At 66.5% G+C, this 25,551-nt stretch carries 18 protein-coding genes; 7 read left to right on the top strand and 11 right to left on the bottom strand.

The window, feature by feature from the left end; translation table 11 throughout:
- The first annotated feature begins 134 nt into the window (after window positions 1–134).
- From J8F10_RS00995 to J8F10_RS00985, 3 genes are all read left to right on the top strand, one after another.
- Window positions 135–1,433 carry a DUF1501 domain-containing protein gene (locus tag J8F10_RS00995; RefSeq protein ID WP_210651799.1) on the top strand — a complete coding sequence of 433 codons (1,299 nt, stop codon included), beginning with the start codon at window positions 135–137 and terminating at the stop codon, window positions 1,431–1,433.
- A 124-nt stretch (window positions 1,434–1,557) separates the two neighbouring features.
- A complete protein-coding gene (locus J8F10_RS00990) occupies window positions 1,558–2,034 on the top strand; it encodes a hypothetical protein (protein WP_210651796.1) in 477 nt (158 codons plus the stop codon).
- A 101-nt stretch (window positions 2,035–2,135) separates the two neighbouring features.
- Complete coding sequence (locus tag J8F10_RS00985) at window positions 2,136–4,610, top strand: DUF1549 domain-containing protein (RefSeq protein ID WP_210651795.1); 2,475 nt, start codon at window positions 2,136–2,138, stop codon at window positions 4,608–4,610.
- Between the two features lie 81 nt (window positions 4,611–4,691).
- Here the strand turns inward: J8F10_RS00985 and J8F10_RS00980 are convergent, their stop codons facing one another.
- Together J8F10_RS00980 and J8F10_RS00975 are read right to left on the bottom strand one after the other, a co-directional pair.
- Window positions 4,692–4,964 (bottom strand): hypothetical protein, encoded by a 273-nt coding sequence (locus tag J8F10_RS00980; protein ID WP_210651793.1) that lies wholly within the window; start codon window positions 4,962–4,964, stop codon window positions 4,692–4,694.
- Window positions 4,965–5,022: 58 nt separating this feature from the next.
- Window positions 5,023–5,796, bottom strand: a complete 774-nt coding sequence (locus J8F10_RS00975) for a sulfite exporter TauE/SafE family protein (protein ID WP_210651792.1) — start codon at window positions 5,794–5,796, stop codon at window positions 5,023–5,025.
- Between the two features lie 772 nt (window positions 5,797–6,568).
- On the opposite strand from J8F10_RS00975, the gene J8F10_RS00970 reads away from it, so the two are divergent.
- From J8F10_RS00970 to J8F10_RS00955, 4 genes are all read left to right on the top strand, one after another.
- The gene (locus tag J8F10_RS00970) at window positions 6,569–8,791 is read left to right on the top strand and encodes a CRTAC1 family protein (RefSeq protein WP_210651790.1); all 2,223 of its coding nucleotides are present in this window, start codon (window positions 6,569–6,571) and stop codon (window positions 8,789–8,791) included.
- Window positions 8,792–8,908: 117 nt separating this feature from the next.
- A complete protein-coding gene (locus J8F10_RS00965; RefSeq protein WP_210651788.1) occupies window positions 8,909–10,153 on the top strand; it encodes a dipeptidase in 1,245 nt (414 codons plus the stop codon).
- Entirely contained in the window at window positions 10,150–12,081 is a 1,932-nt protein-coding gene (locus tag J8F10_RS00960) for a copper homeostasis protein CutC (protein WP_210651787.1), read from the top strand. The genes J8F10_RS00965 and J8F10_RS00960 overlap by 4 nt, the downstream gene beginning before the upstream one ends.
- On the top strand, window positions 12,078–13,376 hold the full coding sequence (locus J8F10_RS00955) for a serine/threonine-protein kinase (RefSeq protein WP_210651786.1): 1,299 nt from the start codon (window positions 12,078–12,080) through the stop codon (window positions 13,374–13,376). Before J8F10_RS00960 ends, J8F10_RS00955 begins: the two co-directional genes overlap by 4 nt.
- Before the next feature lie 275 nt (window positions 13,377–13,651).
- On the opposite strand, the gene J8F10_RS00950 is transcribed toward J8F10_RS00955, so the two are convergent.
- From J8F10_RS00950 to J8F10_RS00910, 9 genes are all read right to left on the bottom strand, one after another.
- Window positions 13,652–14,782 (bottom strand): THUMP domain-containing class I SAM-dependent RNA methyltransferase, encoded by a 1,131-nt coding sequence (locus J8F10_RS00950; protein WP_210651785.1) that lies wholly within the window; start codon window positions 14,780–14,782, stop codon window positions 13,652–13,654.
- Window positions 14,782–15,216 (bottom strand): hypothetical protein, encoded by a 435-nt coding sequence (locus tag J8F10_RS00945; RefSeq protein ID WP_210651779.1) that lies wholly within the window; start codon window positions 15,214–15,216, stop codon window positions 14,782–14,784. Before J8F10_RS00945 ends, J8F10_RS00950 begins: the two co-directional genes overlap by 1 nt.
- A 121-nt stretch (window positions 15,217–15,337) precedes the next feature.
- The gene (gene glyA, locus J8F10_RS00940) at window positions 15,338–16,594 is read right to left on the bottom strand and encodes a serine hydroxymethyltransferase (RefSeq protein ID WP_210651778.1); all 1,257 of its coding nucleotides are present in this window, start codon (window positions 16,592–16,594) and stop codon (window positions 15,338–15,340) included.
- A gap of 120 nt (window positions 16,595–16,714) precedes the next feature.
- On the bottom strand, window positions 16,715–17,332 hold the full coding sequence (locus tag J8F10_RS00935) for an HAD family hydrolase (protein WP_210651777.1): 618 nt from the start codon (window positions 17,330–17,332) through the stop codon (window positions 16,715–16,717).
- 48 nt (window positions 17,333–17,380) lie between these two features.
- The gene (locus J8F10_RS00930) at window positions 17,381–20,341 is read right to left on the bottom strand and encodes a WD40 repeat domain-containing protein (RefSeq protein WP_210651776.1); all 2,961 of its coding nucleotides are present in this window, start codon (window positions 20,339–20,341) and stop codon (window positions 17,381–17,383) included.
- A 591-nt stretch (window positions 20,342–20,932) separates the two neighbouring features.
- Window positions 20,933–22,876 (bottom strand): protein kinase domain-containing protein, encoded by a 1,944-nt coding sequence (locus J8F10_RS00925; RefSeq protein ID WP_210651775.1) that lies wholly within the window; start codon window positions 22,874–22,876, stop codon window positions 20,933–20,935.
- 17 nt (window positions 22,877–22,893) lie between these two features.
- A complete protein-coding gene (locus tag J8F10_RS00920; protein WP_210651765.1) occupies window positions 22,894–23,499 on the bottom strand; it encodes an RNA polymerase sigma factor in 606 nt (201 codons plus the stop codon).
- A 102-nt stretch (window positions 23,500–23,601) separates the two neighbouring features.
- The gene (locus tag J8F10_RS00915) at window positions 23,602–24,189 is read right to left on the bottom strand and encodes a hypothetical protein (RefSeq protein WP_210651761.1); all 588 of its coding nucleotides are present in this window, start codon (window positions 24,187–24,189) and stop codon (window positions 23,602–23,604) included.
- 106 nt (window positions 24,190–24,295) lie between these two features.
- Window positions 24,296–25,543 (bottom strand): hypothetical protein, encoded by a 1,248-nt coding sequence (locus J8F10_RS00910; RefSeq protein ID WP_210651756.1) that lies wholly within the window; start codon window positions 25,541–25,543, stop codon window positions 24,296–24,298.
- Window positions 25,544–25,551 lie beyond the last annotated feature (8 nt).

The following is a 25,551-nucleotide window of genomic DNA, read 5'->3' as shown; positions in this document are numbered from 1 at the left end:
AACATCGAGTAAGCGTGCGGTGTGCGCACTCTCCCTCCTCTGCACCCGCGATCCGGCACAACCCAAAACCCGCACACGAATCACCCGGAGTCGCGTCTCGCACTTCCCTTCTACGTGTTCGCGAGGATTCTTTCATGTTGCGTTTCCTCGGCTCTGCCCACAAATTTTGCGACGGCGCGACCCGGCGCGACTTCCTCCAGATCGGCGCGTTCGGGGCGGGCCTCACGCTGGCCGACATGCTGCGCCTCAAAACCGCCAGCGCCGCGAACACGGCCACGAAGAAGCAGGGGAGCAAGGGGCAGAAGTCCGCGATCATGATCTACCTGCCGGGCGGCCCGTCGCACATGGACATGTACGACCTCAAGCCCGACGCGCCGGCCGAGTTCCGCGGCGAGTTCAACCCGATCCGGACCAACGTCACCGGCGTCGAGATCTGCGAGCACTTCCCGCTGCAAGCGCAGATGTGGGACAAGCTCGCCTGCGTGCGCTCCGTCGTGTCGGTGGACGAGCACAGCGACTCACTCGTGATGACCGGGTACCCGGACCGCGTGAACAGCACCGCCAACCACCCGTCCTTCGGCTCGGTCGTCTCCAAACTCCGCAGCGGCAGCGCCGGCGCGGTCCCGCCGTTCGTCAGCCTCCGCGGGATGAGCCGCGGGAGCGAACCGGGCTACCTCGGCATCGCGCACCGACCGTTCACCCCGGGCGGTCAGGGTAACGCGAACCTCAAGCTCGCCAATGGCGTCACCGCCGGCCGACTCGAGGACCGCAAGAACCTGCTCGACAAGTTCGACGACACCCGGCGCGAGATTGATGGGTCCGGCACGATGGCCGGGATGGACGCCTACACCGAGAAGGCGATGGAGATGGTGACCGCGGGCGTGGTCCGCGACGCACTGGACCTCCGCAAAGAGGCCCCGAAGGTCGCCGAGCGGTACAAGGGCATCGAGCAGTTCCTCACCGCGCGCCGGCTCATCGAAGCGGGCATCGGGTGCGTGACGCTCTCGATCGGGAGCTGGGACACGCACGGCCAGAACTTCCAGGCGCTGAAGCGCCAACTGCCGCTCGTGGACCGCGGGATCGCGAACCTGATCCAGGACCTCCACGACCGCGGGATGCAGGACGACGTGGTGACCGTGATGTGGGGCGAGTTCGGCCGCACCCCGAAGGTCAACTCGAACGCGGGGCGCGACCACTGGGCACCGGTCATGAGCGCACTGGTCGCGGGGGGCGGGCTGAAGATGGGCCAGGTGGTGGGGGCCAGCACCGCGAAGGGCGAGCGCCCCAAAGACCTTCCTCTTACTGTTCCCCACGTGTTGAGCACCGTTTACCGCGCGATCGGGATTGACCCGAGTATCACGTTCCCGAACGGCGCCGGGCGCCCGATGTACGTCCTTGACGCGCGTGACCCCGTGAAAGAACTGATGGGCTGAGCCATCCGTGCTGGTTGACACGCGGCCGGTGCGGTACAAATGATGTACCGCACCGGCCCGTTCGCACTCAGCGAGGGGTCGAACTGTAATATTGCAAGAGATGTTGCAAGAAAGGTACGCCCACATGGTTCTCGCCTCGCGCAAACTCGCCCTCGTGCTCCTCGCCGGCTTCGTTCTGCTCGCGACCGGGTGCGGCTCGAACAACAAAGGCAAAATCGAAGGGAAATGGAAAATCACCGGCTTCCCCGAGAAGACGACCGCCAGTACCAAAGCCGACATGACCAAAATGTCCGAAGCCGGCATGTACATTTACCTGGAGTTCAAAGCCGACGGCGGTCTCGCGTTCGGATTGGGTACCGACAAGCCGGAACTCCTCCAGCTCCTGAAGGCGAGTGCGCCCAATCAGAAGATCACGTGGGACGCCAAATACAAACTCTCGTCCGGCGACGGCGTCGAGATCAGCGACATGCCCAAGGACATGCAAGCCGGGGGTGGGTTATTCGGTCAGAAGGACCGCGCCCGGGTAAAGGTCAAGATCACCGGCGACCAGATGGCCCTCACCGACGAACAGGGCGTAACGACGCTCACGAAGATTCCGTAACCGCAACCGGCCCGAACCGCCGGAGTCCGTACCCACCAACGCACCGGCGCGCCACACCTCGGCCCGTGACGGTGCGTTTACCCGCCACAAAGGGTTCCTCCATGACCCGCTTGGTCCTCGCACTTCTCGCCCTCGTCGTCTTCGTTTCCGTCGGGCGCACGGCCGAATCGCCCGTGACCGCGATCACCGCCTACCCCCCGGCCTTCAAACTGAAGGGGGCGGATGATGCGCCCCAACTCGTCGTCACCGGTACCCGGGCCGACGGGCGCGCGGTCGATCTCACCGCGGCCGCGACCTACACCGTGGCCGACGCGAAGGTGGCGCGGGTCGAGAAGACCGGGCGCGTGTTCCCGCTCGCCAACGGCACCACGGAAATCACCGCGACCGTTGAGGGCAAGACCGTCAAGGTGCCGCTCGTCGCCGAGAAGATGGAGGCGCCGTTACCGATCAACTTCACGAACCACGTCGTCCCGATCTTCACCAAACTGAGTTGCAGCGCGGGCGGGTGCCACGGGAAGATCGCCGGGCAGAACGGGTTCCGGCTCTCGCTCCTCGGGTTCGACCCGGCCTTCGATTACGAGAACCTCCTGAAAGAGGGGCGCGGGCGCCGCGTGTTCCCGGCCGCCCCGGACCAGAGCTTGGTGCTCACGAAGGCGAGCGGGGCCGTCCCGCACGGCGGCGGCAAGAAGATGGACCCGGACGGCGAAGAGTACAAGATCGTGCGCCGGTGGATCGCGTCCGGGCTGCCGTTCGGGAGCCCGTCCGACCCGACCGTGACGAAGATCAGCGTGTACCCCGAGGCCCGCGTCGTCGATCGCCAGAACCGCCAGCAGCTCGCGGTGTTCGCGCACTACTCCGACGGCACCGTGGAGGACGTGACGCGCCGGGCACAGTACGAGAGCAACGACACCGACATCGCCACGGTCACCGAAACGGGTTTGGTGAACGCACTCAACATTACCGGTCAGGCCGCGGTCATGGCCCGGTTCAACGGGAACGTCACCGTGTTCCGCGCAACGGTCCCGCGGGCCGGTGCCGCGGCCCAGTTCGGGTTCAAGGAGCAGACCGTTGTGGACCAGTTCACCGCCAAGAAGTGGCGCGAACTGAACATCGCCCCCTCCGACCTGTGCAGCGGCGAGGTGTTCGTCCGGCGCGCGTATTTGGACATCACCGGCACCCTGCCCGACCCGAAGGACGTGACCGAGTTCCTGGCGAACAAGAGCCCGAACAAGCGCGACGCGCTCGTGGACAAGCTCCTCGACTCGCCGGAGTACGCTTACTTCTTCGCGAACAAGTGGGCCGACATCCTCCGCGTGAAGCGGCGCGGCCAGCCGAACCGCGCGTTCGGCACGTTCGCGTTCCACACGTGGATTCGCGAAGCGGTCGCGGCCGACAAGCCCTACGACGATTTCGTGCGCGACATCCTCTGCGCGATCGGCGACGAGAGCAAGTCCCCGGCCACCGTGTGGTACAAGGAAGTGCGCACGCCCGAGAGCTTCGTGGACGACGTGAGCCAAGTGTTCATGGGCCAGCGCATGGCGTGCGCCCAGTGCCACCACCACCCCTACGAGAAGTGGTCGCAGGACGATTACTGGGGCGTCGCCGCGTTCTTCGGGCGCGTCGGGTTCAAGACGGTCCAGACCCCGGGCGTGTCGAACCAGAACCAGCAGAACCAGAAGCAGGTGCTCTTCGTGCGGACCGCCGGGAACGTGCAGAACAAGCGCACCGGGCAGACCGCGCCGCTGAAGACCCTCGACGGCGACCCGATGACCGCGTCCGCGGACGAAGACCCCCGGCAGAAGTTCGCCGACTGGATGACCTCCCCGAAGAACCCGTTCTTCGCGAAGACGGTGGCGAACCGTTACTGGGCGCACTTCTTCGGGCGCGGCATCGTCGACCCGCTCGACGACATGCGCGTGACCAACCCGCCCTCGAATCCCGAACTGCTTGATGCGCTCGCGCAGAACCTGGTCGACAACAAGTTCTCGCTCAAGGCCCTGGTGCGGACGATCTGCAAGAGCCGGACGTACCAACTCGCGGCCGAGCCCAACGAGTACAACCGCGGCGACAAGCAGTCGTTCGCGCGGTACTACCCGAAGCGCATGCAAGCCGAGGTGCTGTTCGACGCGGTGGCGAAGCTGACCGAGAGCCCGACCGCGTTCCCGGGCCTGCCCGCGGACAAGTTCGCCCCGAACCGCGCGATCATGCTCCCGGACGAGTCGTTCCAGTCGTACTTCCTGGACGTGACCGGGCGCCCCCAGCGCATCAGCGCGTGCGAGTGCGAGCGCGTGAACGAGGCCAGCCTCGCGATGACCCTGCACCTGCTAAACAGCCAGGAGGTGGAGGACAAGATCGGGCGCGCCGGCGGGCGCGCGGACCGCTTGGCCAAAGACCCCCGGCCCGACGCCGAGAAGATCGAAGAACTGTTCTTGCTCGCGACCGGCGCGAAGCCAGGCAAAGAGAAGCTCACCATCGCACTGGATCACATCGCGCGCGCCGGGCAGAATAAGAAGCTCGCTTACGCGAACATTATCTGGGCGCTGTTGAACTCGAAGGGTTTCCTGTTCAACCAGTGACGCCGGCGCGCCGGGAGCGCCAGTAACCGAAAAGCAAACACGGCCGGGGAGCGCCCCCGGCCGTGTTGCGTTGGTCACCGATCACCCGAGCCCCAAAACACCAATAAGCATCGCGAGTAGCACCAGCACCGCGAGCACAAGCACCCACACTGGAGCGCGTCGCGTCGGTGCATCGCGCTCGGAATCGTGCGTGAACTCCTGCGCTGCGCCCTGAAAGTGAACGCCACATTCCGGGCACCGGGTCGCGGTCGCGAGGATCGTCGTGCCGCACCGCGCGCACGGCACGAGGCTCGGGTTCTCGTCCCGCCTCCGCCGGTGCGCCTCGAAACTCAGTGGCTCGTCCGGGTCCGACATTGCACGATTCCCGCCCGCCGAATGAAACCCGTTGGAACACCGGTCCGCCCGTCCCACTCTACAACACTCCGCTTACCAATCCCAGCGCGACCACCAAGAGCAGTAGCGCGACGATCGCCTGAACCCCGCGCATGGTGATCTTCTGCAAATAACGATTGCCGAAGTACGCCCCGACGAACGCGGACACCACAGCAGCGCCGAGTAGCAAGTAATCCAGATTGGCCCCGGTCGCGAGGAGCGCCGGAACGTACACCCCGAGGCGCGAGAAATCGATGAGGCACGCGACCACGGCACCGGTGGCGACGAACGCCTCTTTCGACAGCCCCGCCTTCAACAAGAAGGCCGAGCGGAGCGCGCCCTGCATCCCCGAAAGGCCGCCAAAGAAGCCACTCAACGCCCCACCGATCGGCAGGTACCGGGCGCTGAAGGTGACGTCGCGCGTGACCGGTAGCAGTTCGATGAGCGCGAACGCGGCGAGCAGCACGCCCACTGCGAGCTTCACCGGCGTCACCCGCACGTCGTGGCCGAACAGCGCGTACCGCACGAGCGGTTGGAGGTCAGTGAGTTGAAGGAGCAGCCATGCTCCCGCGAGCGACGCGACGATGGCGGGCACCCCGAACCGGAGCACAGCGCGCCGGTCCGCGTGCCGCCCGACCAGCGCGAGTTTGAACAGCCCGTTGAGGAAGTGGACCACCGCGGTCAGCGCCACCGCGTGCTCAATGGGGAAGAACAGCGCGAACGCGGGCAGGAGCAGTGTGCCCAACCCGAACCCGGAGAAAAACGTCAACCCGGACGCGAACAGCGCGACGGAGCAAACAACAAGATAGGTCATAATCGGCCCCGCCCCGAGACCGCGACGTTGTACCAACCAGAAGCACTTCGGCAATAAAGTCTCGCGAGTGTCAATAAGAAGTGAGCAGCGAAATTTCTGAATTGCGTCATATCGCTTCGCTCGTTAGTCTGTGTTTCAAATGGCCTTTCCCCGCACCCCACCATTCCGAGACTGGCGTGTCGTCCTGCTCATCGCAGCAGGGGTCGCGTGCGCGACACCCGATCCGGCAATGGCCGGGTGCGGAAATCACATCGTCACCCTCTACAGCAACGATTTGATAACCCCGGGAGCCCCCGCAACCGTCTCCCTGCTCGACGCGGCAGGGCTCCCCATGTTACCGACTGCGCCGTGCTCGGGTTCCGACTGCTCGCGCGCTCCGGACCGCCAACACCCGCCGTTTGCCCCGGACTCGGCTGGACCACACGGCAAGGAAGTGGCGCCGGCCCTCGACTCCGATGAGCCGGCTGACCGATCATCGTCGCTCCTTCGCGATCTCATCTCCCCGCGCCCGGGCCGTCTGGCCACTTCGATCTTTCACCCCCCTCGTGGTCTGAGTTCGTATCTGCCCTGACTCGTCCTCGAATCCTCACGGGTACCGATCCGGGAGGACTCAGAGGCGCTCTCGATTTCCCTTCGACAACCTTGCGGGGCTCGCGCCGGCGTGAAATTCCGCCCACGCCGCGCCCGATCCCTTCCCCCGAATATCCGCAAAAGGTGCCTCTCAATGACAACTCAACGCGCGCCCGGCGCCCACCGTTATGTCGGCGCTCTCATGCTTCTGACACCGCTGGGCGTCGCGGCGGTGGTCGCGTGGCACCCCCGATCAGACGCCCCCGAGCGCGTCACCGCCCCACCCGCGCCGAGTGCTCCGGTCGAAGTGAGTTACAAACCCCGCCGGTGGGTCGACACCTCCGGGTTCAGTACCGTGACCAACCAGATGCCGCGCTGGGCGGCCGATGCTTCCCTGGAGCAGATCGCGACCTCCTGGCGCGGGGTCGGGCGCCGCCTGAGTGCGCAGTTGGACGAGATGTTCGGCACCAGTTCGGCGGAGAACCGCATCCAGATCCTGTCGCTGAAAGCGAGTCTTCTGAACTACGAGGGGGAGCCGGACAAGGCGTATGGGATGCTGGAGGAGTGCCGGGCGCTGACCGAGAGTAACCCGGAACTGGCCGCGGAGTGGCTGTACACCGTCGTCGCCTTTCAGGGAGTCACCGCGCTGCGGCGCGGCGAGACCGACAACTGTGTCCTCTGTCGGGGAGAGAGCTCGTGCATCCTCCCACTCGCCCCGGGCGCGGTCCACACCAAACCGGTCGGTTCGCGGTTGGCGATCAAGCACTTCACCGAGTACCTCAACCGGTTCCCCGACGACCTGGAGATCCGCTGGCTGCTCAACATCGCCCACATGACCCTGGGCGAGTACCCGGCCGGCGTCGCCCCTCAATTCCGGATCGCGCTCGACCGCTACGAGTCCGCCGAACACGGGATCGGGAAGTTCCGCGACATCGGCGACCGGGTCGGGATCAACCGACTCAACCAGGCCGGCGGAACGATCCTGGACGACTTCGACAACGACGGCCTTCTGGACATTGTGTTCACCAGCATGGACCCGACCGTGCCGATGGTGTTCTACCGGAATAGGGGTAACGGCACGTTCGAGGACCGGACGGAGCGCGCGGGGTTGACCGGTCAACTCGGCGGCCTTTATTGCGTCCAGGCCGATTACAACAACGACGGCCACCTCGACATTTTCATCCCCCGTGGCGCGTGGGTCTTGCCCCCGATGCGGCCGACGCTGCTGCGCAACAACGGCAACGGTACGTTCACCGACGTGACCGCGGAGGCGGGACTGCTCGCCCCGGTCAACGCGATCACCGCCCAGTGGGTCGATTACGACAACGACGGCTGGCTCGACCTGTTCGTCTGCGGCGAGCGGCAGGCCAACCGGCTCTACCACAACCGCGGGAACGGTACCTTTGAAGAGGTCGCGGCCGCGGCGGGGTTGGCCCTGCCGGGGGGCACCTGGAAGGGGGCGGCGTGGGCCGACTTCGACGGCGACCGGTTCCCGGATCTGTTCCTCAACGACCTCACGGGGGCGGCCCGGCTCTTCCACAACAACGGGAACGGGACGTTCACCGACGTGACCACGGCGGCGGGGATCGCCGGGCCGGTGGGGGGCTTCTCGTGCTGGGCGTTCGACTTCGACAACGACGGCCGGCCCGACATCTTCGCCACCTGTTACAAGAACACGGTCGCGACCGTCGTGCAGGGGATGATGGGTGAACCGAACACCGACGGCACGAACCGGTTGTACCGGAACTTGGACGGAAAGACGTTCCGCGACGTCACGAAGGACGCAGGGTTGGACCCGGTGCTCGCCACGATGGGGAGTAACTTCGGCGACTTCGACAACGACGGGTACCTGGACTTCTACCTCGGCACCGGCAACCCCCAGTTCTCCATGCTGGTCCCGAACCGGATGTTCCGCAACCTGGGGGGCCGGCGGTTCGCCGAGATCACCGGCTCGTCGGGCACCGGGCACCTCCAAAAGGGTCACGCGGTCGCGTGCGGGGACTGGCGCCGGTGCGGCGCGATCGACATCGTGATCGAGATGGGCGGCGCGGTGAACGGGGACCGGTACCACAACGTGCTGTTCCGGAACCCGGGAAACGACAACAACTGGCTCAACGTAAAGCTGATCGGCCAGAAGACGAACCGCTCGGCGATCGGGGCCAGGATCAAGGTGGTAACCGCCGGCCCGAACGCGAAGACCGTTTACCGCTGGGTGTCGACCGGCAGCAGCTTCGGGGCCAACCCGTTGGAGCAGCACTTCGGTCTGGGCAAGACCGACCGGATCGCGGTACTGGAGATCGACTGGCCGACCAGCGGCACCACCCAGACGTTTCGCGACCTCGCGCCCAACCAGTACCTCGAGGTGACCGAGTTCGCCACCGACTACCGCCGGCGCGAGCTCAAGCCGATCGTGGTCCCGGAGTGATCGCCCGGCCGCGGCCGGTGAGAGGTCGGCCCCTTCACACATCAGGTTTGCCCGGGCGCGCCGTCTCCGGTAACTTGATGGGTACCTCTCACCGGATTCGCACACGAGCGTCCCTCCATGTACCGACTCTTCTTCGCTCCGCTCAGCCTCGTGGCGGCCGTGGGGCTGCTGCGGACACCGGCCGGCGACACACCCGCCGCGCCGAAAGCGGTGGTCGTCACCGAACAGGCGCTCGCGATCCACAACGAAGCGCTCCTCATTGACGGGCACAACGACCTGCCCTGGGAGCTCCGCCAGAACGACGCCCCCGGCTTCAAGGGGATCGATCTCACCAAGCCGCAAAAGAAGTTCCACACGGACATTCCGCGCTTGAAGAAGGGCAACGTGGGCGCGCAGTTCTGGAGCGCGTGGGTGCCCTCGTCCACCGCGAAGAAGGGGACTGCGGTCAAGATGACGCTCGAGCAGATCGACGTCATTCACGAGCTCGCCCGGCGCTACCCGGACACGTTCGAGATGGCCTACGGGACCGAGGACATCCTCCGCGTGCGCAAGAGCGGCAAGATCGCGTCCCTCATCGGGATCGAGGGCGGCCACGCGATCGACAACTCGCTCGCCCTGCTCCGCGACTACTACAAGCTCGGCGCGCGGTACATGACCCTCACGCACTCCGACTCGCTCGACTGGGCCGATTCGTGCTCGGACGCGCCGAAGGCCAACGGCCTCACGCCCTTCGGCGTGGACGTGGTCCACGAGATGAACCGGCTCGGGATGCTCGTCGACCTCTCGCACGTCTCGCCCGCCACCATGAAGGCCGCGCTGAAGGCGACCAAGGCACCGGTCATCTTCTCGCACTCGTCGGCGTTCGCGGTCGCGGACCACGCGCGGAACGTGCCCGACGACGTGCTGAAACTCGTGAAGGAGAACGGCGGGGTGGTGATGGTGAACTTCTACAGCGGGTTCCTCACGCCCGAGGGCGCGCGGGCCATGAAACTCATGTTCGAGAAGGACCGCGAGCTGAAGAAGCAGTTCCCGAACGACGAGGCCAAGTACCGCGAGGCGTACCGCGAGTGGGCGAAGGACAACGACTACCCCGCGGGCGACGTGCGCAACATCGTGGACCACATCGACCACATCGTGAAGGTCGCGGGTATCGACTGCGCCGGGATCGGCTCGGACTTCGACGGCGTGCCCAAGCTGCCCGCCCAGATGAGCGACGTGTCGTGCTACCCGCTCATCACGCAACTCATGCTGGACCGCGGGTACACGAAGGAGCAGATCCACAAGGTGCTCGGCGGGAACCTGATGCGCGCGTTCGCGGGGGCCGAGAAGGTGAGCCGCGACTGGGCGAAGGGCGGGCAATGACCCCGCGCGTCGCGATCATCGGCGCCGGGCTCGCGGGGCTGACCGCCGCGCACCGGCTCCTGTCGCGCCCGTCCCCCCCCGAGGTCACGATCATCGATAAGGGGCGGCACGGGGGCGGGCGCGCGTGTACGCGCAATGTGGACCTCCCCGACGGGCGCAAGGCGCGCTTCGACCTCGGCCCGCCGAACCTGTACGCGCGGCACTCCCGCCTCTTCGACCGGAACCCGCTGGACCTCCAGAGGGTGCTGGACGCACTGGAAAACACAGCGGGCGCACTGGACGTGCGGGGCCTGCTGGACGCAGAGCGCGGGTTTCAAACGGCGGCGCTGGCCGCGGAACTCCCCGGCGAAGACCTCTTCACGCGGCGCGCGATCGGGCGCATCGGCGCCGCGGGCGAAGCGCTGGGCGAGCCGATCACCGCTCTCACCGCGGCCCACGGAATGCGCGAACTCGCGTTCCGGCTCCTCACCGTACACGGCGACCGGCTCGACTTCCGCGACTACACGCTCGCCGAGAAACTGGAGCGCACCGACACCGGTTGGCGCGTCCACACGCGATCGCTGCGCGACGAGCACCGGTCCACCGTCCACGCGAACGCCCTGATCCTCACCCCGCCGGTCCCCCAAACGCTCGAACTGCTCGAGCGGAACAAGCTCGCGCTACCCGATGAACTGCGCGACGCGCTGCGCAAAGTGACCTATTCGCGCTGCGTCGCCCTTTACGGCGTGTTCGCGGGCGCGGGCGCCCTGCAGCCCGGCGGCGTGTGGCTCGGCGACGGCCCGCTCGAGTGGATCACCGACAACCACCTGAAAAACGTGTCCGCGGTGAACGGGTCGATCACCGCGCTGACCACGGACGAATGGGCTACCGCGCACTGGGACGAGCCCGATGCGCGGATCATCGAGCTGCTCCTGCCGCGGCTGCGCGCGTGGGTCGGCGAGCCGGTCGCCCCGGGCCAGGTCTGGGTTCACAAGTGGCGCTGGGCGCGCCCGGTGTCCCCGATGCGCCCGCCCTGCGTGGTGCTGCGCGACCTCTCGGCGGTCCTCGCCGGCGACGGGTTCGCGAGTGCCAGCGCCGACCACGCGGACGCCGCGGTCGCGAGCGGCGAGGCCGCAGCGCACCGGATGGGCGCGCTGCTGACGGCCCTCGCCCGGCGCGACGGGCGGTACACCGTCGCGCGCCCGCAGCGCTACACCCTCGAGATCGCCGTAACGTCGCCCGAAGAAGCCGTGTACGCGACGCGCGCCGGCGCGGACCGGCTGGAACTCTCCAGCGGGCTCGCGCTGGGCGGGCTCACGCCGTCGCTCGGGCTGTTCCGCGCCGTGCGCAAGATCGCGGACGGGGTTCCGCTGTACGTACTACTGCGCCCCCGAGAGGGCGGATTCGCGTACTCGCGGGCGGAGCTCGGCGTAATGGTCGAGGACGCGGAAACGTTCATGCGCGAGGGCGCGGACGGCATCGTGTTCGGCGCGCTCACCCACAAGGGCCGCGTGTACCACGACGGGTGCCGCGCGCTGGTCGGAGCGGCGCGGGGCCGGGCCGTGTTCCACCGCGCGTTCGATTTCCTGCCCGAGCCACTCGTTGCGCTGGACGAACTCATCGAACTCGGATTCGAGCGCGTCCTGACCAGCGGCGGCGCGACGACCGCCGAAGCCGGGACAACGCACCTCGCCGCGCTCGTGCAGCACGCCGGGTGGCAGATCGAGATCCTGCCCGCGGGCCGGGTGCGCGGGGACACCGTGGCCGACTTGGTCCGGGCGACGCGGTGCGATCAGGTCCACGCCGGCCCGCGGGCCGCACGCGCGGACGGCGGGCTCGACGCGCGCCCGGCACTGGCCGGTGCGATGGGCGCCACTACCGAACTCGACGAGAACGCGGTGCGCCACCTGCGCCAGCAGCTCGACGGGCTGGTCGAGTCGCTATCATGACCGGCATGGCCGACCCGCCGCTCGCCACGTTCCTCGCGACGCTGCGCCGCAGCCGGCTCCTCGACCCGCCCGACTTCGACCGGCTCACCGCGCGCCACAACCCCGCGTCCGCCCGCGCGTTCGCGGACGCCCTCGTCGGCACCGGTGTTCTCACGCACTACCAAGCCGAAAAGCTCCTCGACGGGCGCTGGTACGGGCTCGTCCTCGGACCGTACAGCATCCTCGCCCCTCTCGGGCGCGGGGGCATGGGCACCGTGGTGTACCTCGCGCGCGACCGGCGCATGTCAGCGGCGCTCGGGGATTCGGAACTGGTCGCCCTGAAACTGCTCACGAACCGCAAGGCCGAGCGCGAGCCCAAGGCGCTCCGGCGGTTCCGGCGCGAGATGGTGCTGGGCCGACGCGCCGACCACCCGAACGTGGTTCACACGCTGGCGGCCGGCACGCTCGACGACGTCCACTACACCGCGCTCGAGTACGTCCCCGGGCGCACAGTGCGGCAGCTCGTTCTCGAGACCGGCCCGCTCGCGGTCGGCGACGCGGCCCGGGTGTTCGCGGACGTCGCCGCGGGGCTGGCCCACGTCCACGAGCGCGGACTCGTCCACCGGGACGTCAAGCCGAGTAACGTGATGGTCCGGCCCGACGGACGCGGCGTGCTCCTCGACCTCGGGCTCGCTCTCGTCCCGGGTGAACCGCTACCGGACGACCCGACCATCGTCGGGGGCCGGGGGTACACCGTGGGCACGATGGACTACCTCGCGCCCGAACAGGCCCGCGACGCGAGCGCCGTCGGCCCCGCGGCCGACCTCTACGGCCTCGGGTGCGCGATCGTGTTCGCGCTGACGGGGTCGCCCCCCTTCCCCGCACCGACGGCCAGGGAGAAAATCGCCCGGCACCGGTCCGATTGGCCGCCCGCGCTCGAGCAGGTGCCTCCGGCCTTCGCCCGGATCGTTCACACTCTCATGGCGAAGTCCCCGCACATGCGGTACGAGTCCGCCACCGTGGTTCAGGGGCTCCTCGCGAAATGGGCGACCGCACCGCAACCCCGCGCGCCCGTGAACGCGCTGGCGCAGGCCGATGCGCCCGGGCGCGACACGGGGCTGTGGGAGTTGGTGCCCGGCGAAGATTTACCGGACCCCAGCGCTGGTCCCGGTTGGGAGTTGGTTCACAACCTCGACGACACTCCAAGGTCGATCGAGGTACTAGAAATCCCTCCAGAAAAGCCCCGGCGCGCCGGGTGCCTCACGGCAGGGGCGCTGTTCGCGCTGTTGGGTTTCGTAGCAATGCGTGTGGTGTGACGCGGCAGTTGAAGGGTAAACCGCGCCGTTTTTGTAGGGTGGGTCGAGCCGGCTCTGCGGCGAAGGCCCACCACAACCACCGACATGGAAGGCACATCGGGCGCCCGATGGCACTGTGAACCTAACCGTCTCGGGTTGTGGTGGGCTACAAAAACGGCGCGACCACGGACCACGATGGCACGTCAGCGCCCGGCGTTCTTAGCTGTCTCGGGTTGTGGTGGGCCTTCGCCGCAGAGCCGGCTCGACCCACCCTACAAAACTACAAAACCGCCGCGTTACCGCCCGGTCGCGAACTCCCACAAGAAGCACTCTAGCGAGCCGTTGAAGAATGGTTCCTTGTGAACCACCTTCAGGCCCACCTTCTTCGCCAGCATCGTGTTACTGGTGAACAGGAGCAGGCGCCAGCCGCGCCAGTGCTCCTTCGCGGTCGCGCCGATGCGGGCGTACAGGTCGATCAACTCTTCCTCTTCGCCGATGCGCTCGCCGTAGGGCGGGTTGCAGATCAGCACGCCGGGCGCGTCCGAGGGCGGGCGCGCGTCGCGGAGTTCGAGCCGCTGGAAGTTCAACTGGCTCCCGACCCCGGCAGCGCGCGCGTTCTGGAGTGCGAAGTCGATCGCGTCCTGCCGCACGTCCGAGCCGGCGATCGGTGCAGGTAGGTCCTTGAGCACGGCCCGGCGCGCGTCGTCGCGCATCGCGTTCCACAGCGGCCGGTCGAAGTCGGGCCACCCCTGGAACGCGAACCACTTCCGCGTGAGCCCGGGCGGGCGGTTCAGCGCGATCCAAGAGGCCTCGATGCAGAACGTCCCGGACCCGCACATCGGGTCCACGAGTGGCGTGGACTTGTTCCAGTTGGCGCGCAGGAGCAACCCCGCGGCGAGCGCTTCGTTTAACGGCGCGATGGTCTGGATCGGCCGGTACCCGCGCTTGTGCAGCGACGACCACGAGCTGTCGAGGCTCAGGATCGCGCGGTTCTTGGAGACGTGCAGGTTCAGCCCGATCATCGGCTGCTCGGTGTCCACGCTCGGTCGGCGCCCGGTGCGGTCGCGGAACTGGTCGCAGATCGCGTCCTTCACCCGGCGCGCCGCGTACTGCGAGTGCGTGAGCGCGGAGTCGCGCACGTTGCAATCGACCGCGAGCGTCTGGTCGGGCGTCATCCAGTCGTTCCAGTTAATCGAGCGCACCGCGTCGTACAGTTCGTCGGGCGAGTGCGCGTCGAACTCGTGGATCGGGCGCAGCACGCGGACCGCGGTGCGGAGCCAGAGGCACGCGCGGTACAGCATGGCCGCGTCGCCGTGGAACGTGGCGCCCCCCCGCCCGGGCTCGACGTCCCGCGCGCCCAGGTCGTTCAATTCGCCCGCGAGGACCGGTTCCAGTCCGCGGGCACAGGTCGCAAAGTAACGTGCCATTAAGCCAACTGTTGGATCAGGACGATGACGCCGGCGACGAGGCCGAGCGCGACGACAATCGAGAGTTGAATGAGCCGCTGCGTGTACCACACCTCGACGCCCTTGCCGAACCGCACGCCCATGAGCCCGGACTCGATCCCCGCGGAGATGAGCAGGTCCAGCGGGAGCGCGAGCAGGAACACGATGATGGCCGCCTCCCAGGGCGGGAGCCCGGCCGCGCTACACGCCTCGCGCACGACCTTGTCCAGAACGCCCACCGCCATCACCAGCGAGAGCCACGCCACGAACATGATCCCGGACGCGACCATCACCGTCGGTTTCGGCAGCCCGCAGAGGACGCACGACAGGCGGTAGATGAACGTGAGGGCGAACAGCGTGACCGGCACCAGCATTAAGAAGAAGAGGCAGGCGGCGCATACGAACAGCATTCCCACTACGGACCCCTCCGCGGAGCAGCGAACCCCGAATCGTGCGGCGAGCACTCATCACCGGCGCACCGGCTCCACATCCGGGAGCGAACGGGGCACGCGGCACCCGCCCGCTCGCGGGGCCGGCTCACCGCCCGCCCGCGGCCGACTCGCTCGGGGCCGGGAACTGCTTGCTCAATTCTAGCACGGCGCCCTTCACCCGGGCGGTCACGGCCGCGTCGCCGGAGGCGGTGAGCACGTCCGTGATCCAGCGCGCGATCTGCTTCATCTCCGGTTCCTTCATCCCGCGGGTCGTCAGCGCGGGGGTGCCGAGCCGGATGCCGGACGGGTCGAGGGGCTTGCGCGGGTCGAACGGGATCATGTTCTTGTTAACGGTAATGCCCGCCGCGTCGAGCGCGTGTTCCGCCAGTTTACCGGTCGAGCCCTTCGCGGTCACATCGATCAGCATCAGGTGCGTGTCGGTCCCGCCGGACACGACCGGGAACCCAGCCGCCTGCAGTTCCGCGGCTAGCACCTTCGCGTTCGCCAGCACCTGTTGGGCGTACTGCTTGAACTCGGGTTTCAGCGCCTCCGCGAACGCGACCGCCTTCGCCGCGATGACGTGCATGAGCGGCCCGCCCTGGACCCCGGGGAAGACGGCGGAGTTGATCTTGTCGGCCCACTCTTGCTTGCACAGGATGAACCCGCCGCGCGGCCCCCGCAGGGTCTTGTGCGTGGTGCTCGTAACAAAGGCGGCGTGCGGCACCGGGTCCGGGTGCTCCTTCGCCGCGACGAGCCCCGAGATGTGCGCCATGTCCACCATGAGCGGCGCGCCCACTTCGGCGCAGACCTCGGCGAACTTCGAGAATTCCAACGTCCGCGGGTACGCGCTCGCGCCGGCAATCACGAGCTTCGGCTTGTGCTCGCGTGCCTTCGCCACGAGGTCGTCGAAATCGATGCGGTGGTCGTCCTTCCGCACGCCGTAGCTGACGACCTTGAAATACTTGCCGGAGAAGTTCAGCCGCATCCCGTGCGTGAGGTGCCCGCCGTGAGCGAGGTCCAACCCCATGATGGTGTCGCCGGGCTGGAGCGCGGCGAGGAACACGGCCATGTTCGCCTGCGCGCCGGAGTGCGGCTGCACGTTCGCGTGGTCGCCGCCGAAGAGTTGCTTCACGCGGTCGATCGCGAGCTTCTCCACGACGTCGACGAATTCGCAACCGCCATAATACCGCTTACCCGGGTAGCCCTCGGCGTATTTATTTGTGAGGCACGAGCCCTGCGCGGCCATCACCGCGGGGCTCGTGTAGTTCTCGCTCGCGATCATCTCCAGACCGACCTGCTGGCGCACGCGCTCGCCCGCGATCGCCGCAAACACCTCGGGGTCGGCCTGTTGAAGAATGTCCATCGTTTTCCCTGACTCGCGGAGATTGTCTAGCGTGATCCAGAATCTCCGACCGCGGACGAATACCGGCGCGCCCCCGCGCCGATTCATCTGCGATCACAATTCTGCAATCTGCAATGTCCCTTATGTTGTACCGACCTCCACCCCGGCCGCCCGCAGTTTGTCGCGCAGCGTGCCATCGGCGCGGTAAACAATGCCCTTCCAACCGAACTTCTCAGCGGCTTCAATGTTCGTGGGGAGGTCGTCGATGAACACGCACTCGCCGGGTTCGGCCCCCGCGTGCCGGTGGACGTCCGCGAAGAACGCGGGCTCCGGTTTCCGCGCACGGGACTTGAATGATGTACCGAGCTGGTCGAAGCGCGCGAGCGCGTCCGCGAATTGCCGCGTGTACGCATCGAAGTGCGCTTGCGTGGTGTTACTCGCGAGCACCACGCGGTACTTGGGCTTCAGCAGCGGAATGAGGGCACACACCTCGTCGTTCCGCCAGAAGATGTCCACGAACGCCGCGAGGAATTGCTCGTCGGTACACGTGAGCCGCCCGTTGAGCTTGGCCTCGCGGACGTACTCCGCGGTACTAATGGCGCCGCGCTCGTAGTCGTCCTCGATCGCGCTGCCGTACAGGATGAGCGTGAGTTCCACCGGGTCCATGTCGGTGTAATCGGCGAGCCGCGCGATCGCGCGCCCGTGGTCGAAGAATGCGACCACGTTCCCGAAGTCGAAAATCACCGTCTTGATTGACATGAGTCACCGCGTTTGGCAAACGGCCGGTGTCTGCCGGCCGGTGAGAACCTACTTCCCCGGGAACTTCAGGATAGCCGCAGCGGGCTCGATTTTGTTGCGCGGAACGCCCGAATACCCGATGACGATCTTGGTGCCGTCCGGGAAGAGTGCCATCGTGTGAATCGGGCCGAAGTCGCGCTCCGCGCCGGAGACGCGCTTGCCGTCCGCGACGGTCCACACGGCGAGATAGGACTTCCCGCGCGGTGCGGGGCCGGCCGTGACCAGTTGATTGCCGTCCGGGGTGAACCGCACTGAGTGGACCCACCCCGGGTGCGACGGCGCCGGTTCCCCCGGGAACACGGGCTTGAGTTCCGGGTTCGGGAAGTCGCGCACGACCTTCGCAGTCGCCACGTCCCACACCTTCACCGTTTTGTCGCTCGACGAAGAGGCCAGGAGTTTGCCGTCCTTCGAGAGCGCGAGGGCGAACACCTGATCGCGGTGCCCGCTCGGTCCGGTGTCCTTCTTCGGCGGCGGGGCCTTGTCGTCTTTCTTCGGTTCCGGTGCCGGATCTTGCGCGCCCTTGAACTCGCGCACCAGCGTCCCGCCCACCGCGTCCCACAACTTGATGCTCTTGTCGTAACTCGCGGTGAAGATCTGCTTGTAATCGTTCGCCCACAGCACCGCGTAAATCGGGTTCTGCACCTGCTGCGGGGCGGTGGCGACGTGCGCGTTGACCTGCTTCAGAAGGGCGTTCTTCGTGAGGTCGTAGGTCCGCAACACGCCGTCGTGACATCCTGTAGCGAGCACGGTCCCGGTGTCGTCGAACGCGACACAATCGACTAAATTCGGGTGTTGGAACGTCTTCACGGGAATGTCGGCCGCGAGGCGGAACCGGCGCGCCTGTTTGTCCGCTGCAGTGGTGGTGAACTGCCCGTCCGCACTGAACGCGACCGCGCTCGCCGCGACCGGGTGCGGGAACGCCTGAATCTGGCGCCCGAACTCGGCCGGCGCCGGCTGACCCGGGGTGAAGCCCGCGTTCCACGCGACCGCGCTGTTGTCTTTGTCCCTCACCAGCCCGACCAGCACCGTGTTCGTCGGCTGGAACGCGAGCCCCGCGACCGGAGCGCCAGCGGTGATCGTGCCCACGAGCTTCCCGTCGTTCGTCGTGTAGACCCTGATGGAGCCGTCCGCCCCTCCGACCGCGACGCGCTGCAGGTCTTTCGAGATCGCGGCCGCGGTCGCGTCCCCTCCGGTCTCGAACGCGCGTTCCTTCGTGCCGTTGTTCGTGTTCCAGCTCACCGCCTCTTTACCCGGCCCGATGCTCAACACGCGCTCGCTGCCGGGCGACACCACCACCCCGACAGACTTCCCTTTTCCCAGAGTGATGAGGCGCGTGCATGTCACGGGCGAAACGACAATGCTCTTGTCCGCGCTCGCGGTGATGACGGCGGGTGTGGTCGGGTGTGCGACCACGCCACGCACTGCCCCGGTGTGCGGGAACGTCTGATACGCTGTGCCCGTGGCGACTTCAACCAGCACGGCCAGATTGTCACTGCGGCCAATGAGCAGGCGCGTTTTGTCCGCGTTGAAGCACAGGCTCAGCACATCGGTCGGTTGCGTCAACTTGCCTACCTCTTTGCCGTCCGCGAGGGTCCAGAGCAGCACGTCCTTGCCCGCGCCGGCTGCAAGCGTGAGGTTATCGCGGCTCAGCGCGAGTACGGTTGCGGGAGCGGTGAGCGGGCCGATTTCGCGCACCGGATTCTCGGGCTTGGACACATCCCACACGCGAATCAACTTGTCCGCACCCGCAGTGATGACCTGCCCGTTCGCGGGGTTCACGAGGGCTGCCGTCACTTTGCCCGCGTGCGCTTTAATGTCGTACTTCGTGCGGCTCGACTCCTTGCCGTCTTTGTCCTTCGGCAACTTCGCGTCGAGCGGCAAATTCCAGCCCTTCAGCGCGCCGTCCGCGCCCGCGGTGAACAGGATCGGCTGCGCGGGGTGGAACGCAGTCGCGGTGGTGCCGCCCGCGTGTGCCAGCACTTCGCCCTTCGGCTTGCCCTGTCGGTCCCACGCGATCACGTTCCCGTCGGCACAGCCCGCGACGACCGTGGCCGCGTCCCGCGACAGCGCGACGCTCTCGATGGTGCCCTTCGCGCCCGCGAACGTGCCGGCCGACTGGTTGTTGCTCGTCGTGCCAATCGTCACGACCTTGTCCGCGGTCGCGTAGAGCAGCGTGTTGCCGTCGGCGGTGGAATAGAACGCGGTCACGGCGTCTTTGAGCGCGGGGAAGGTTCGTGTCGGAGGCGCCGGTGTTTGCCAGAACCGCAGCGCGCCGTCCGCGCTCGTCGTGAACGCCCCCTGACTATCGGGCCGCACTGCGAAGCCGGTGATGTCCGCACTGCCCGCGCCGTAGCTCGTGATGAGCTTGCCGTCCGTGCCATTAAAGAAGCGAATCAGTTTGTCCGCGCCGGCCGTCACCCACACGTTACCCGAAGCGAGGTGCCCCACGCCCAGAACCGCGCCGACGTGCCCCTTCAGTTCGATCGCGCCCTTCTCTTCACCGGCCGGGAACACCTTCGCCACGCCGTCGGCCCCTGCTAGCGCGAACGTCTTGCCGTCGTTCGCCACCGCCACACCGGTCGTGGCGCCAGTGGTGGCGAAGGTCTTCAAGGGTGTTGTTACTGGAACGTCCCAGATGCGGACGCTGTTGTCCGCGCCGCCGGTCGCGAGTTGATCGCCCTTCGCCGAGAACGCGACGCACAGCACCTGCCCCTTGTGGCCCTGTTCGCCCCCGTAGGTTCGCAGCTCCTTCCCGGTGGTCGCGTCCCACAATTTCACGGTCTTGTCGAAGCTCGCCGTCGCGACGAACTTCCCGTCCGCGCTAACCGCGACCGCTTCGACGGTCTCCGTGTGCATTTTTAGCACCGCGACAACATCGGGCGCGGTCGGCGGTTGCGCGGGCAGTCCGCCCGCGGAGGCGAGGAGAGCTACGCACAACGCGACGCAACTGATTTGGCGTGAAGTGGGCATGGCGGGTTCCGTGCGGGGAGCGGCCGGAGGGCAGACAGGTAGTGTCGCAGGCCGACGCGCGCGGGTCAACGGGTGCGCGCCACCCGCGGCCCCGGGTCAAGATTCTTCCCGAATGGTTGGCGTGTTCCGCGCCACGGTTCCGCTGGGATGAGCAAGAGCCTCAAACGCCGGTAACGAGACCTCGAATGCTAGGCCGAATGTGAAGCTCGACCGTTGACCGTGCGGGCGACTTCATCTCGGTTCGGCCCCGCCGGTGGGACACTTCCCCGCCGGCGGGCAAATTCACTAACTCGCAATCATTAGCACGAATAATTTCATCCTTATTCGCTCTGCGGGCCGCTGTGGACCGGGGCTAACATTCGCTAACATTTTCAGGGGGCCAGGATTGTTAGCCAATCGCCACAATAGCCGACCCAAGAACCAGTTACGAATGAGTTCGCAGCACCAGAAAACCCGCTTTCCTGCCACTCTTCAATCCTCACAACATGCCCACCCATGTTGGGATCGCGTCACGCAGTTTGCGGGTATAGCGGAGGATACCGCATTATATGAACACGCGATCAGATAGGCAACATAAATTTGCACTTCCGTTCACTTCTTCGGCGCGTGGGGGAACGGCGGAGCGCCCCCAGCGATCCACTGGCGCACCGACTCGATTTCGGCAGGCGTGAGGCGCGGTTGACTAGGCTTCGGCATCACCTTGGTTTCGTTCTCAGTCACGAGCAGATGGTACAGTTCCGATTCCTCCGGGCGGCCGGGAATCACGACCTTGCGCGCGAGGAGCAAGTTGTGATTGAGCACCTTGATACCGCCCCCGGCCTCTGAAAGTTGGTGGCAGTTCGCGCACTGTTTGACGAAGATCGCATAGACGCTAACCGCGAGTTCGGATCGAGGTACGACAGCCGGGGTGGGCGTCCGTGGGTCTTCGGGCGGGAACTCCGGCGCCCCGCCCGCGATCCAGTCTCTCACGATCGACAGTTCGAGTTCCGACACGCGCGGCAACCACTCCGCGTCGCTCTCGGGCGGCATCGTGTTGTCTTCGATGCGGTGCAAGAGGCGCGAAGCTTCCGGGTGCCCGGGAACGACGTTCTTACGGTCCGGGTCGAACAGCGATCCCCGATCGAGAACGAGGAACTTGCGCTCGGCCGTTGCGGGGTTCGCACCGTGGCACTCGTAACAGTGGCGCTGAAGGATCTCGCGCGCCTGGGGAGCGATCTCGACCGCTCGCAAGCGCTTCCGTTCTTGTTCGGCTTCGATCTTTTTGCGATCGCCCTCGCGTTCCGCGTACCCGCGCCCCGCGAAAGCAACCAACACAACGACCACGAGGGCCATTGCGCCGGCCCACACCGGGCGCCGGCGGACCCACTTCAGCACGCGACCCGGGTGCGACAGCCGGCGCGCGACTACGGGTTCGCCGGTCGTGAACCGGCGCAGGTCGTCCGCGAGTGTCTCCGCGCTCACATAGCGGCGGGCGGGGTTCTTCTCCAAACACTTCAGGCAAATTGCTTCGAGGTGGCGCGGAACGGCCGAGCGGATGCGCCGCGGGGCTTCGGGCTCGTTCGCGATCACTTGCCGGAGCGTCTCCAGCAGGCTCTGCCCCCTGAACGGCGGGCGGCCCGTGAGCGATTCGTAAAGGATGGCCCCGAGTGCGTATACGTCGCACGCAGGGCCGATCGCATCGGTCCGGCCCTCGGCCTGTTCGGGCGCCATGTAGGTCGGCGTGCCGATCACTTCACCGGTCGCGGTGTGGTCGGTATCGGTCCCGAGCCGCTTCGCGAGCCCGAAGTCCGAAACCTTCGGGAGAAGCGCGGAGTGCGGAGCGCGGAGCGCGGAACTGCGGATCGTCGGTTCGTCTTTTGTCTTCGGTTCCGCGTTCCGCGCTCCGCACTCCGCGCTCAAAAGGATGTTGGCCGGTTTCAGATCACGGTGAACGATGCCGCGCGTGTGGGCGTGGTGAACGGCTCGTGCGAGTGTTTCAACCAGTTCCGCGGCGGTGCCGGGGGATATCGGACCGGCGGCGAGGTGGTGCGCGAGGGTCCCGCCCTCCACGAACTCCATCGTGAAGAACGAGTGCCCGTCCACTTCGCCGACGTCGTATATCTGCACGATGTGCGGGTGCTGCAACCGCGCGACCGCTTCGGCCTCGACGCGGAACCGGCCCAGTTGCTTCGGCCCGACGCGGAACCCCGCGATCATTTTCAGCGCAACGGTTCGCTGGAGCCCGAGTTGCGTCGCCTTGTACACGACGCCCATCCCGCCCTGGTCGATCACTTCGAGAATTTCGTACCCGTGCGGTCGGAGCCTCTCGGCGAGGTGCGCCGGGACTTCGGGCTTGGCGTGGTGATCGGGGAGCGTCGCATGTGCCTTCAACCCGAGCATCGCTTCCATCGACTCGAACGCGGCGATCCGGCGCGCGAGATCGTCCGCGAGGGCCGGGTGTTCGGCGCACACGTCCCCGACCGTGGGCGCTCCCCCGGCCCGCCGGAGTTCCTGCCAGTGGAGCAGCAGTTCATCGAGTGTGGCGGAACGGGACACGGGTGCGTCTCGAAAAGTCAGGTGCCGGGCGCTTCACCGTTTCGCGCGCGGTGCAAACCGAGCAGCGCGGCCTGCCACCGGCGCTGAACGGTACGGAGGCTGATGTCCAGCACCCCGGCCGCGTCTTCTTGCGTCAATCCCTGGTAGAAGAGCAGCCCGAAGACTTCGCGCGCGTCGGCCGGAAGCGCGGCAACCTGTTCGTGAAACTCGCGCCAGTCGGCGAGCGCGCCGGGTTCGTGTGACAGGTCCGGCGCGTCCGGTTCCGCGCGTTCCGCGTGCCAGCTCTCGTGGTTCGCAGCGCCGTTTTCGGGACCGGCGAAGTGGCGCGCGAGGTCGATCAGTTCGCGCCGAATCTGCGCGGTGGCCAGAGCGTAAAAATCGCGGACGGACGGCGGATGGACCTGTTCGAGCGCCCGGCACAGCCTCACGAGAGCATTTTGCAGAACGTCATCGGTTTCGGTCCACCGGCGCACCCGCGGGTAGTCGCGCAACATCCGGTGCGTGAGGAACTGGAGCCGCTTACCCGCGAGGAGCACGAGTTCGTTTAGCGCGGACGCATCCCCCGCGCGAACGCGATCGAGGCACGCCCGCAGATCGGTCGCGTTCGCGGAACCGTCCGACATAATTAAGACTGTCCGGTTCGGGAGAGAATCACTTGCGGAAGTGCAATTTTACCGCGACCCGCACTGCGAACCAAGCGCAACTGAGGCGGGGCGCTGGCACCGCTACCGGTTCTTCTTCAGTACGTCGTTGATCTCATTGTTACGCTTGTCCCGATCTTCCTTTGTTGCGGGCTCTTTCACGGGAACCTTGACCTCTTTGCCATCAAGAACGTCCCTGATGAGCCCACGGAGTTTCTCGACCGAACCGTGGTAACAAGCCGACATTCCAGGTTCCCCGCGAATCAGTAACCAGTACTTTCCGTCGCTGTTGAAATCGACTGAGTAGCAGTAATCGTCAATGAAAACGTAACCGAGAGCCTTCGGCGGGCCACCGGGTTTGCTCTCGATCGTGAACATCACCGCGGTCTTCCCGTCCTCGGCCCAGTTCAGAATCGACTTCGCGCCTTCCGCGTCGGACCGCATGACGTGCTTGAACGTGGCGATCTGCGATTTCTCGCCCTTCAGGGACTCGGCCGCTTCAAAAACGATCACCCCTTTGTCCTTGTCGCGCTTGATAACTTTCAGGGCGCGAACATAGTGCGAGTCCTTACACATCTTCTGGAGTGTCATGGGCGGGAAGTGAATGTACCCCGAGACGACCGATGCGGTCACCCCGACGATCAGCGCCGCCCCCGTGAGTCGCTTTGTCATGTGAGTAAGCATCGGCGCTTCCTAAACTGCGCGCGGCCAAACCTAACCAAGTCGCGGCGCGGTCTAATCATACCGCGACAACAACCGCCTTACAACATTCCGACATTCACTTCCCCGCGCCGATGGTCACTTCCACTTCGGCGTCGAAGGTCAGCCCCGAGTCGCCACGCCCGCTGAGCGTCTTCACTAGCGTGCCCACGGTTCGCGGCGCGGTGCCGGTGAAAAGCGTTTTGCCCGCGTGCTTCACTTCCACGGGCTTGTCGAGATCGGCCATCCGGTCGTCGAAGCGAACCAAGAGATTGGAGACCTTCTCCGCCTCGGTGATTTCAACCACCTGACCCGCCCGCTTCGCGATCACGAGGGAATCGCCCTTCGCTTCGGCTGTTGGCACCGCGAGCCAGTACAAGCGGTCGTGCGGGGCGCCGGTCTGCTTCCACACCACGCGATCGGGGACCGGGTTGCGCGTGAACTTCGCCATCCAAGGCAGCGCGGCCTTGTCCTCCAGGTTCATCCAGTGGCCCTTGCCCTCGTGGATCTTCACGAAGTGCTCGTACCCCTTCGGGTCGTCCTTCTGGAGCTTGTCGAGTTGCTCGCCGTACTCCTTCCCGACCTTGTGGCGGTTGTAAGCCGTGTCGTTGCCGCCCACTTGCAGCGCGAACGGTACGTTCCGTAGCGAGAGCAGCGACACGCCGTTAGGGTGTCCCGCCATCATCGCCGCGCCCGCCCAGTAGTCGGCCATGCGCGGCCCCATTTGGTACACGCCGTCCCCGCCCGCCGAGTACCCGAGCACGTACACCCGGTTCGGGTTCACGTCTTCGAGCACAATGAGGTCTTCGATGAGCCGGCCGAACATGCGGTCAATGTGCCCCTCGTGCCACAAGTTCCACGTGTTGGTGGGCGCACGCGGCGCGAGGTAGATCCCCTCCTCTACCGTGTAGAGTTTCTTCTGGTTCTCCCACTGCCGGTCGTTCACTTCCTTCGGCGCCCCGCCGCCGCCGTGGAGCGAGATCCACAGACTCCGGCCGCCCTTGGGCTTCTCGCCGAACGTCTTGGTGAAGAACGGCATCTCCAATTTGCCGTCCTTGATGACCAGATCTTTCACTTCGGCCGCGCGCTCCGTCTTGATGATCGCGACGTGGGCCTTCCACAACAGTTCGCGCGCGGTCGCGGCGTCCGCCTTCGTGAGCGGCACTTTCGCGAACCCTTTGTCCGCGAGGTCGGCGAGCGCGGCCGGCTTCGCACCGAGTGCCGCTTTAAGCTCTTTGAGTGCGGCCGCAGACTTGGTCACGTCCGGCGCGGCGAGCGCGGGCGACGCGAACGTGACAAGGAGGAACACGGGAGCGAGAGTGCGCATCGAAGCTC

This window comes from Gemmata palustris (assembly GCF_017939745.1).
GTDB lineage: Bacteria > Planctomycetota > Planctomycetia > Gemmatales > Gemmataceae > Gemmata > Gemmata palustris.
Note: the sequence above shows the minus strand (reverse complement) of the source record. Positions and strands in the feature narration are given on the sequence as shown.

Bases quoted from the DNA above. Each gene is read 5' to 3' on its own strand.
- J8F10_RS00995 (WP_210651799.1), top strand. From the start codon at position 135: ATGTTGCGTTTCCTCGGCTCTGCCCACAAATTTTGCGACGGCGCGACC.
- J8F10_RS00990 (WP_210651796.1), top strand. From the start codon at position 1,558: ATGGTTCTCGCCTCGCGCAAACTCGCCCTCGTGCTCCTCGCCGGCTTC.
- J8F10_RS00985 (WP_210651795.1), top strand. From the start codon at position 2,136: ATGACCCGCTTGGTCCTCGCACTTCTCGCCCTCGTCGTCTTCGTTTCC.
- J8F10_RS00980 (WP_210651793.1), bottom strand. From the start codon at position 4,964: ATGTCGGACCCGGACGAGCCACTGAGTTTCGAGGCGCACCGGCGGAGG.
- J8F10_RS00975 (WP_210651792.1), bottom strand. From the start codon at position 5,796: ATGACCTATCTTGTTGTTTGCTCCGTCGCGCTGTTCGCGTCCGGGTTG.
- J8F10_RS00970 (WP_210651790.1), top strand. From the start codon at position 6,569: ATGCTTCTGACACCGCTGGGCGTCGCGGCGGTGGTCGCGTGGCACCCC.
- J8F10_RS00965 (WP_210651788.1), top strand. From the start codon at position 8,909: ATGTACCGACTCTTCTTCGCTCCGCTCAGCCTCGTGGCGGCCGTGGGG.
- J8F10_RS00960 (WP_210651787.1), top strand. From the start codon at position 10,150: ATGACCCCGCGCGTCGCGATCATCGGCGCCGGGCTCGCGGGGCTGACC.
- J8F10_RS00955 (WP_210651786.1), top strand. From the start codon at position 12,078: ATGACCGGCATGGCCGACCCGCCGCTCGCCACGTTCCTCGCGACGCTG.
- J8F10_RS00950 (WP_210651785.1), bottom strand. From the start codon at position 14,782: ATGGCACGTTACTTTGCGACCTGTGCCCGCGGACTGGAACCGGTCCTC.
- glyA (WP_210651778.1), bottom strand. From the start codon at position 16,594: ATGGACATTCTTCAACAGGCCGACCCCGAGGTGTTTGCGGCGATCGCG.
- J8F10_RS00935 (WP_210651777.1), bottom strand. From the start codon at position 17,332: ATGTCAATCAAGACGGTGATTTTCGACTTCGGGAACGTGGTCGCATTC.
- J8F10_RS00930 (WP_210651776.1), bottom strand. From the start codon at position 20,341: ATGCCCACTTCACGCCAAATCAGTTGCGTCGCGTTGTGCGTAGCTCTC.
- J8F10_RS00920 (WP_210651765.1), bottom strand. From the start codon at position 23,499: ATGTCGGACGGTTCCGCGAACGCGACCGATCTGCGGGCGTGCCTCGAT.
- J8F10_RS00915 (WP_210651761.1), bottom strand. From the start codon at position 24,189: ATGACAAAGCGACTCACGGGGGCGGCGCTGATCGTCGGGGTGACCGCA.
- J8F10_RS00910 (WP_210651756.1), bottom strand. From the start codon at position 25,543: ATGCGCACTCTCGCTCCCGTGTTCCTCCTTGTCACGTTCGCGTCGCCC.